Here is a 1,897-nt window from a genome sequence, read left to right as displayed (position 1 = left end):
GTCTCGGCGAAGAAATTATCCGGCATCCGGTCGAGCACCAGCCGACCGACCGGAATTGGTTCGAGAACCTCTTCGGGAATGATCTTCGTTGCGTCCAGGATATCGAAGTCAAAACTGTCGGCAAACGCCTGATCGAACAGTTGCACCGTCAACTCCCATTCCGGGAAATTGCCGGCCTGTATGGCCTCCCACAGATCGCGGCGATGGAAGTCGGGATCGGCGCCGTTGATCTTGACCGCCTCGTTCCAGACCACCGATTGCATGCCGAGCTTGGGTTTCCAGATGAACTTGACGAAGGTGGATTCGTCCTTGGCGTTGACGAGGCGGAACGTGTGCACACCAAAGCCTTGCATGAAGCGGAAGGAACGCGGGATGGCGCGATCCGACATGATCCACATGACCATGTGCATCGATTCCGGCATCAGGCTGATGAAGTCCCAGAAATTGTCGTGCGCCGTCTGTGCCTGCGGAAAAGCACGGTCGGGCTCCTGTTTGGCGGCGTGGATCAGATCGGGAAACTTGATGGCGTCCTGGATGAAGAAGACTGGAATGTTGTTGCCGACCAAATCCCAATTGCCTTCCTTGGTGTAGAGCTTGACCGCAAAGCCGCGCACGTCGCGGGCGAGATCGAACGAGCCCTTGTTGCCGGCAACCGTCGAGAAACGAACGAATGCCGGCGTCTTTTCACCAGCTCGCTGGAAAATGTCGGCACGTGTGTATTTGGCCAGTGAGTCGTAGGTCTCGAAATGACCATGCGCGCCATAGCCGCGGGCATGGACGACCCGTTCCGGGATGCGTTCGTGGTCGAAGTGGAAAATCTTCTCGCGAAAGTGAAAGTCTTCGATCAGCGATGGTCCGCGTTCACCGATCCGCAATGTGTTTTGGTCGTCGGAGACAGGCGTTCCGAGCGCCGTGGTAAGGACAGGCGTGTCGTCTTCCGCGATCTGGTGCAACTCGCCGCCATTTCCGCGCGCGCTATTCTGATCCAGTCCACTTGCCGATTGGCGAGCGGAGGGGCGAGCGGATTTGGCCATGACAGGTCCTCGATCGATACTGGAAGGTTGAAGTGGCAAGCCATCAAACTGCCGGTGAACGGCTTTGTTCCCGTAAAAAAGCGGACGCTGTAGATACCACTGTCGAAGGAGGCGTCACTGCTGCGGCGATGGTATGCGTCGATCGCATGACAGATATCTCCGCCCGCGAAGAATTATGAAGAGTTGTCTCCAGCAAGAGGAACGAACCAAACTTCCATGCATTTAGCTGAGGCTGCGTTCACACACTCTTTCTGCTGGGAGCTGGACCATTGTCATCCGGAGGCTGCCTTTTGGCCGACCAGGAAACCAATGAAGTTTCCATCGTTGACCTGATACCCGCCCTGCGGGCATTCGCCCGCACCTTCTGCCGCGTCCCCGACGATGCTGACGATCTCGTGCAGGAGACACTGACCAAGGGTCTCGCCAACATCGACAAGTTCGAACCCGGTACGCGAATGAAGTCGTGGCTCTTCACCATCATGCGCAACACCTATTATACCCGGGTCAAGATCGCTGCCCGGGAGGCGCCAGGCCTGCTCGACTGCGCCTCTTCGAGACCAATTTCGGAAGCCACCCAGGAATGGACCGTTCAGAGCAGGGAAGTTCACGGCGCCATTCAAAGACTGCCTGAACACCAACGCGAGGTGCTGATGCTGATCGGCGTTTTGGGAGTGAGCTACGAGGAAACCGCCGACATATGCGGTTGCGCGGTCGGGACGGTCAAAAGCCGCCTGAACCGTGCGCGCGCCAACATCCTTGAACTCCTAGGGGAGAGTTCGCTGGAGACATTGATGGAGAGGAGAAACCAGCTGTCGGACGGTCAGCTCGACGTCGAGGTCGACAGCCGCAGATAGTCAATTGTT

The 1,897-nt window shown here is 57.4% G+C and carries 2 protein-coding genes; one reads left to right on the top strand and one right to left on the bottom strand.

Annotated features, from left to right (window positions below; all coding sequences use genetic code 11):
• The coding region (locus tag EN925_RS34115; RefSeq protein WP_164894593.1) for a catalase at positions 1-1,034 on the bottom strand (1,034 nt) is incomplete at its 3' end.
• A 290-nt stretch (positions 1,035-1,324) separates the two neighbouring features.
• On the opposite strand from EN925_RS34115, the gene EN925_RS34110 reads away from it, so the two are divergent.
• Positions 1,325-1,888, top strand: coding sequence for a sigma-70 family RNA polymerase sigma factor (locus tag EN925_RS34110; RefSeq protein WP_013533212.1), 564 nt, complete (start codon positions 1,325-1,327; stop codon positions 1,886-1,888).
• The last annotated feature ends 9 nt before the right edge of the window (positions 1,889-1,897 follow it).

This window comes from Mesorhizobium sp. M7A.F.Ca.US.006.04.2.1, from assembly GCF_004022915.1.
Classification (GTDB): domain Bacteria; phylum Pseudomonadota; class Alphaproteobacteria; order Rhizobiales; family Rhizobiaceae; genus Mesorhizobium; species Mesorhizobium ciceri.
Note: the sequence above shows the minus strand (reverse complement) of the source record. Positions and strands in the feature narration are given on the sequence as shown.